Origin of the sequence: Micromonospora sp. NPDC049089 (assembly GCF_040648775.1) — a bacterium.
Classification (GTDB): domain Bacteria; phylum Actinomycetota; class Actinomycetes; order Mycobacteriales; family Micromonosporaceae; genus Micromonospora.
Genome location: NZ_JBEZEH010000284.1, coordinates 1 through 7065, shown reverse-complemented (window position 1 = coordinate 7065; position 7065 = coordinate 1). Strand labels below are relative to the sequence as shown.

The 7065-nt window shown below is 72.5% G+C and carries 7 protein-coding genes; 2 read left to right on the top strand and 5 right to left on the bottom strand.

Features of this window, described 5'->3' with window-relative positions:
• Positions 1-46: 46 nt before the first annotated feature.
• From AB0B48_RS31015 to AB0B48_RS31000, 4 genes are all read right to left on the bottom strand, one after another.
• The gene (locus AB0B48_RS31015; RefSeq protein ID WP_357207775.1) at positions 47-565 is read right to left on the bottom strand and encodes a 2'-5' RNA ligase family protein; all 519 of its coding nucleotides are present in this window, start codon (positions 563-565) and stop codon (positions 47-49) included.
• A gap of 60 nt (positions 566-625) precedes the next feature.
• Positions 626-1825 (bottom strand): low temperature requirement protein A, encoded by a 1200-nt coding sequence (locus tag AB0B48_RS31010; protein ID WP_357207772.1) that lies wholly within the window; start codon positions 1823-1825, stop codon positions 626-628.
• Positions 1826-1940: 115 nt separating this feature from the next.
• The gene (locus tag AB0B48_RS31005) at positions 1941-2546 is read right to left on the bottom strand and encodes a response regulator transcription factor (RefSeq protein ID WP_357207770.1); all 606 of its coding nucleotides are present in this window, start codon (positions 2544-2546) and stop codon (positions 1941-1943) included.
• A complete protein-coding gene (locus AB0B48_RS31000) occupies positions 2543-3697 on the bottom strand; it encodes a histidine kinase (RefSeq protein WP_357207767.1) in 1155 nt (384 codons plus the stop codon). Before AB0B48_RS31000 ends, AB0B48_RS31005 begins: the two co-directional genes overlap by 4 nt.
• 132 nt (positions 3698-3829) lie before the next feature.
• On the opposite strand from AB0B48_RS31000, the gene AB0B48_RS30995 reads away from it, so the two are divergent.
• Together AB0B48_RS30995 and AB0B48_RS30990 are read left to right on the top strand one after the other, a co-directional pair.
• Positions 3830-4759, top strand: coding sequence for a hypothetical protein (locus AB0B48_RS30995; RefSeq protein WP_357207764.1), 930 nt, complete (start codon positions 3830-3832; stop codon positions 4757-4759).
• 104 nt (positions 4760-4863) lie between these two features.
• Complete coding sequence (locus tag AB0B48_RS30990) at positions 4864-6597, top strand: DEAD/DEAH box helicase (RefSeq protein ID WP_357207762.1); 1734 nt, start codon at positions 4864-4866, stop codon at positions 6595-6597.
• 94 nt (positions 6598-6691) lie between these two features.
• Here the strand turns inward: AB0B48_RS30990 and AB0B48_RS30985 are convergent.
• The coding region (locus AB0B48_RS30985; protein WP_357207759.1) for a right-handed parallel beta-helix repeat-containing protein at positions 6692-7065 on the bottom strand (374 nt) is incomplete at its 5' end.

Genomic DNA, 7065 nt, shown 5'->3' with positions numbered 1-7065 from the left:
GCCGCGATGCCACTTCGGCACGTCGGGGCCTTTGCGGGCGACGGCCTCAGCGGAGCCGGGTCAGCGCGGTCACCGAGCGGTCCGTGCCGTCGTAACTGCGGGCGGCGTCGAAGTCGCCCGTCGGGCGCTGCCCACCGGCCACGGCACGCGCCAACCGCAGGTCGGCGTCGCGGAACCGCAGGGCCAGGCTCAGGTGCGGCACCCACGCGTCGGGCGAGTGCCACGGGCGGTGTCCGTCGGCATCGGCGAGAACGTCCCAGACGGCGGCGTGCAGCGCGGTCAGCGCCGGCGTGGGTCGGACGAGCCAGACCAGTGGCGCGCTGCCGTCCAGGACGACGACCCGGTCGAGTGTCACCGGAACCGGCAGCGCGGCGTCGAACAGTTCGGCGAGGCGGTGCTCGACCCCCGGCGGGAACTCGTCGACGGCGGCGAGGGTGAGGTGCGGCCGGTTGGTGGGGTGGATGTTGCGGGCCAGGCTGGGTAGCCCGGCGGCGGCCAGGCGGCCCCAGACCGCCCGGACCGCGACCTCCAGGCCGGGCGAGCAGACCAGCTCCACCGTACGCACGCGCCCACGCTATCCGGACGGTTCACGCCGCCCCCACAGATTGGAACCGAGCTACACCCGTCAGGCAGGGTGACGGCGGGGAGCGTCCCCGGCCGACACCGGGTTGACCTCACCCGCGACCCGGGCACGGTGGGTCAGGTCGAAGATGGCGACGACGGTGATGGTGGCCGCGCCCAGCAGGCCCACCGACAGCGGCGGGAGTCGCGCCGCGACCGGGCTCAGGATCAGGCATGCCAGCACGGCCGCGAGGCAGTGCCTCGTCAGGCGGCCGAACAGCCAGATCTCGAAGATCATCCGCCCGATGAGGAAGGTCAGCGGCCCGACCAGGATCGCCACGACGTTGCCGGCCGACCGCTGCGCGTCGGGCTCCTTCAGCATCAGTTCGCCGCCGATGCCGGTGAGCAGGATGCCCGCCACCATCACCAGGTGGCTGTAGCTCGCCCGCAGGTTGAGCCGGTACGGGTCCACGGCGGTATCGATCTTCACGGCGAGGCTGCTCGTCGTGCGATAGAAGTAGGTCCACCAGAGGAAGACCACCGTCCAGAAGGTGAGCAGGAATGCGGTGGTGTCCGCCAGGTTTCGCGGCGACAGCCGGTAGAAGTTGCCGGTGGCCAGGATCGTCTCGCCGAGGGCAAGGATAATGAACTGCCGGTACCGCTCGTTGAGGTGTTCGCCCGAGAGGTGCCACTCGTTGGCCAGCGCCCGGCCGAGCCACGGCACCGGCCATCCCAGAAGCGGCGCCGAGTAGTCGATCGCCAGCGCGAATGCCCACAGCAGCACCCGTGCTTCGCCGCCGCTGGCCGCCGCCCCGGCGAACCAGACCGTCGCGGACATCGAATACCAGACGAGTCCCCGTACCGGCCGACGCCAGGCTGGGGTGCCGTGCAGATAGAGGGCCATGACCAGGGTCCGGCCGAGGTGGATCCCGAGGTACGCGCTCACGAAGACGAAGCCCTGGTCACCGAAGGCGTCCGGAACGTTGATGGACATCAGCAGACTGCCGAGCATCACGCAGATGATCAGAATCTGCACTGTGGGTCGTTCGCAGTCGAGGCTGTCGGTGGCCAGATTGGTGTTGTACCAGATCCACCAGAAGGCCAGCAGGAAGATCACGGCCTGCGCGTCGGCGAGCAGGCTGGGCTCCTCGACCAGGGTCGCCGACAAGCGACCGAGGGTGAAGATGAAAACGAGGTCGAAGAACAGCTCGACGGCACTGGAGCGCACCGGGTCGACCGGACCCGCCGCGACTTTCCTGGGCATTTGTCCATCTTCGCAGCCGGCTGAGAGGCGAGGACTCGACTGCCTTGATTGATCAGCGCCGGAGAGTGTTCGCGGCCTCCCCGACGCACGCCGCCGGTGTCGCCGGTGTCGCCGGTCAGAGCCAGCCGTTGTCCCGGGCGGTGCGGACGGCCTCGGCCCGGTCGGCGGCGCCGAGCTTCTGCACGGCGGCGGAGAGGTGGTTGCGCACGGTGCCAGTGGACAGGTGCACCCGACGGGCGATCACCGCGACCGGGGCGCCGACCTCCACCAGCCGCAGCGTCTCCAGTTCCCGAGGGGTCAGCGGGCACGGGGGCAGGGTCAACGCGTCGGCGGCCAGCGTCGGGTCGACGTAGCGCCCTCCGGCGTGCACCCGGCGGATCACGTCGGCGAGCGCCCCACCCGGCGAGCCCTTGGGCAGGAACCCACGGGCGCCGGCGGTCAGCGCCTGGCGCAGGTGCCCAGGACGACCGTGCCCGGTCAGCACGACCACCGCGCACTCGGGTCGGACCCGGGTCAGCTCGGCGGCTACCGCGATGCCGTCCAGGCCCGGCATCTCCAGGTCCACCACTGCCACGTCCGGACGGTGCGCCAGCGCCGCGGTGACGGCTGTCTTCCCGTCGGCGGCGTGTGCCACCACCTCGATGTCCGGTTCCAGGCCGAGCAGCGCGGCGACGGCGACCCGGATCAGATCCTCGTCGTCGGCGAGCAGGACGCGGATCACGACGGCGCCGGCACTGTGGCTTCGAGGGTGAAGATCGCGTCCTCCCGGCGTACCCGCAACTCGCCCCCGGCGGCGGCGAGCCGGTCGGCCAGCCCGCGCAGGCCGTGGCTGTGCGCGTCCGGGCCGCGGTCGTCGGCGCCGTCGTTGGCCACCGTCATCCTGGCCACGTCATCCTCCCGATCGATGCGGATCCGGCACCAGTCAGCCCGGCTGTGCCGCAGCACGTTGGTGCTCGCCTCGCGCAGCACCGCCGCCAGCTCGATCGCGGCGGGCTGCGGCAGGTCCGCCGGCAGTGGCAGAACCGTGCACCGCACCCCGCAGGAGCGCAGCACCCCCACCACCGCGGCGAGCTGTTCGTCGAGGTCGACGGCCCGATAGCCGTGCACGGTCTCGCGTACCTCGCCCAGCGCGGAGGCGGCCAACCGTTGCACCTCGGCGGCCTCCCGCCCGGCCCGTTCCGGGTCGACCGGTGCGAGCCGGGCGGCGAGTTCGGCCTTCAACGCGATCACCGTGAGGTGGTGCCCCAGGACGTCGTGCACGTCGCGGGCGAAGCGCAGCCGTTCCTCGGCGGCGGCGAGCCGGGCCTGGGCGGCCTGGCCCTGCCGGGCCTCCACGAGCAGGTCCCAGAACCAGACCTGGAACCCGTTGACGGCGGCGACCGCCGCGCCGATTGCGCCGGTCACGGCGAGGTGACGCGCAACGGAACCACCGGTCCACCAGGCCACCGCGACCGACACCGCCAGGACGCCGACCGCGACCGCCAGCGCGGCCCGCCACCGCACCAGCAGCGGCGTCATGCCGATCAGCGCCGCGCCGAGCCAGGCCCAGGTCGGCCACCTGCCGGCCGCCACCGGGCCCACCAGCGGAACGGTCAGCACCGCCACCCCGATCAGGCTCAGCTCGGCCCGACGCCGCCAGCGCGGGTCGAGCCACGGCGTCACGGCCGCGTACAGGACGACGGTCTGGGCGATCACGAAGGCGAGGATGCCGACCGCGCCGAGCGTCACCCGGACCCGGTCGGGCTCGCGGGTCAGGCCGACCGCCGGAAACAGGACGCTCGCCCACACGCCGGTGGCCAGCGACACCAGCGTCGCCCGTCGAGCGCGACGCAGCCGCCGGTCCGCCCGGGTAGTCACCGCCTCGCTCGCCACGCACCGATCCTAGGACCGCCCGGCGCATGGTCCACCCATGCGAACTGTCACGGTCGGGCCGTGCGGCCCGCACGGTTTTTCCGTGACGAACGGGTCTGCCGGCCACACCGGGGGCACCGGCAGGGTCGAGACATGGAAAACACCAGGATCTACGCGGACGACCTCACCGCCGTACCGTCGCCCGCGCCCCTGCCCACCGACGAGCCGACCCCCTCGACCGCGACGCCGAGTGCGGCGGCACCGACCGCCGCGGCAGCGACCAGCAGCACGCGGCGGCTGCTGTGGCACCTGGGCGAGATGGCGCTGGCGATGATCGCCGGGATGCTGCTGCTCGGGCCGTTGTGGGAGCTGCCCGGCGCCGCCCTGGGAGTCTCCGATGCGCTGGCCCGGCCGGACGTCGCCGCACTGGTGATGGCCACGAACATGACCGTCGGAATGACGGTGTGGATGCGCTACCGGGCGCACCACTGGCGTGGGGTCGCCGAGATGGCCGCTGCGATGTACGTGCCGTTCCTGCTGCTGCTCGTGCCGTGGTGGGCGGGCCTGCTGGATGCCGACGCCCTGATGCTCGGCGGTCACCTGCTGATGGTGCCGGCCATGGTGCTGGTGGCGGTGCGTCATCGGCACGAGGCGCCGGTGCCGATCCGCCGGCATCCGGCCGTGGTGGCGCTCGCCCGCCACTGGCCGAGCGGGCTGGCGCTGCTGCTGACGGTGGACATGTGGGTCGATCCGACCGTGCTCAGCCCGTGGACGATGCTGGTGCTGCCCGGTGGCTACCTGGTGATCGGCATGGCCCGCCGCACGCTGGGCGGGCGGGGCGTGCTCGCCACCCAACTCGCCGGTCTGGCCATCTGGGTCGCCCTGACGCTGGTCGCGGTGCTGGCGGGTGGGCGGACCGCCGCCTGGCTGGTGGCGCTCGGGTGGTTGGCGCACGCCGGCTGGGACATCGTGCACCACCGCAACCGCCGGGTGGTGCCGCGCGCCTACGCCGAGCTCTGCGTGGTGCTCGACGTGGCCCTCGCCGCGGTGATGGTGCTGGCCATCCTGACCACCGACGCCTGACCGGGGACGCCACCGGGATCATGGAACGGCGGCGGCACGGGCTCGGGACAGCTCTTGTGGCGGTCGCCGCAACGGCCCGGACGGCGTGATGAAAGGCTTGGCACATGAGTTCCGCACCTGCACAGCACGACGCACCGATCGACACCACCCCGGACGGCACCGACGAGGTGAGCGCCTTCACCGAGCTCGGGCTCCGCGCCGAGTTGCTCGGCGCCCTCTCCGCCCTCGGATACGAGGAGCCGACTCCCATCCAGCGGGAGGCTATCCCACCGCTGCTGGAGGGTCGGGACCTGCTGGGGCAGGCGGCCACCGGCACCGGCAAGACGGCCGCGTTCGCGCTGCCGCTGCTGAACCTCATGACGGCGCACCGCCAGGGCGGCGACCCGGTGGCGCTGGTGCTGGTGCCGACCCGGGAGCTGGCGGTACAGGTCTCCGAGGCGTTCCACCGCTACGGCAAGGACCTGGGCGCGCGGGTGCTGCCGATCTACGGTGGGCAGCCGATCGGGCGGCAGTTGCGGGCACTGGACAGCGGTGTCGACGTGGTGGTGGCCACCCCGGGGCGGGCCCTCGACCACATCGCCCGGGGCACCCTGCGCCTCGGCGGGTTGGCCACGGTGGTGCTCGACGAGGCCGACGAGATGCTCGACATGGGCTTCGCCGAGGACATCGAGGCGATCCTGGAGCACGCTCCGGCGCAGCGTCAGACGGTGCTCTTCTCGGCCACCATGCCCTCGCGCATCGACGGGATGGCCCGCCAGCACCTGCGCGAACCGGTGCGGATCGAGATCGGCCGGGAGCAGACGGTCGCGGGTGAGGCGCCCCGGGTGCGGCAGAGCGCGTACATCGTGACCCGGGCGCACAAGCCGGCCGCGCTGGGTCGGGTGTTGGACGTGGAGTCCCCGACGGCGGCGATCGTGTTCTGCCGCAGCCGGGAAGAGGTCGACCGGTTGACCGAGACGATGAACGGTCGGGGCTACCGCTCCGAGGCGCTGCACGGTGGCATGAGCCAGGAGCAGCGCGACCGGGTCATGGGCCGGCTGCGGGCGGGCACCGCCGACCTGCTGGTGGCCACCGACGTGGCGGCGCGGGGGCTGGACGTCGAGCAGTTGACCCACGTGGTCAACTACGACGTGCCGTCCGCGCCGGAGTCGTACGTCCACCGGATCGGTCGGGTGGGTCGGGCCGGCCGCGAGGGCGTGGCGATCACCCTCGCCGAGCCGCGTGAGCACCGGATGCTCAAGACCATCGAGAGGGTGACCGGCCAGCGGATCACCATCGACAAGATCCCCACCGTGGCCGACATGCGTACCCGGCGGCTGGAACTGACCCAGGCGGCCCTGCGGGAGAGCCTGCTGGAGGACGACCTCGACCCGTTCCGGGTGATCGTGGAGACGCTCACCGACGAGTTCGACCTGATGGAGGTCGCCCTCGCCGCCGTGAAGCTGGCCCACGAGGTGACGTCGCCGGGCTCCGACGACGAGGAGGAGATCCCGCAGGCTCCGGTCCGCGGGTCGCGCGAGGGCCGACCGGACGCCGGCGGCCGGGGCGGCGACCGGCGGGGCGGGGGCCGGCCCCGCTCCGGCGGCGGCAACACCGTGCAGGTCTTCGTCGGCCTGGGTCGACGTGCCGGGGTGCGCCCGCAGGATCTGGTCGGCGCGATCACCGGGGAGACCGGCATCCGCGGCCGGGACATCGGCTCGATCGAGATCGCCGACCGGTTCTCACTGGTGGAGGTGCCGCAGGGGGTGGCCGACGAGGTCATCTCCGGCTTGCGCTCCAGCACGATCAAGGGCCGCAAGGCCACCGTGCGCCGCGACCGCGGCGGCGACGAGCGCTGAGAACGCGGTCGGCGACCGCCGGAGTACGACGGCCGCCGACGACCCGGCCCGGCGAGGCGGCGGGAAAAACATGGGCACCCGCCGCCCGCCGGTGCTAGCCGATGTTTCCGTTGACGACGTTGTTGGCGCCGGCCAGCGACGCGCCACCGGAGCGGTGGTCGTACGCCCGCATCACGTTGTTGGTGACGATCCAGTTGTTGCTGGTGCCGACCGTCACGATCGGTCGGTCCTGGCGGCGGGGCGTCGCGTCGTCGTAGAACTGGTTGCCGATCACCTGGCACAGGTCGGCGTCGCGGCCGAGGATCCCGTTCGCGCCGTTGTCGTGGATGTCGAGCCCCATGATCCGGGTACGTCCGGATGAGGAGACCTCGATGCCGTTGGTGGCGTTGCGCCACAGCCGGCCGCCGATGAACTGGGTCCCCCAGACCTGCCGAAGGTCGGCGCCGCTGCCAGTGCCACTCGTGCCGT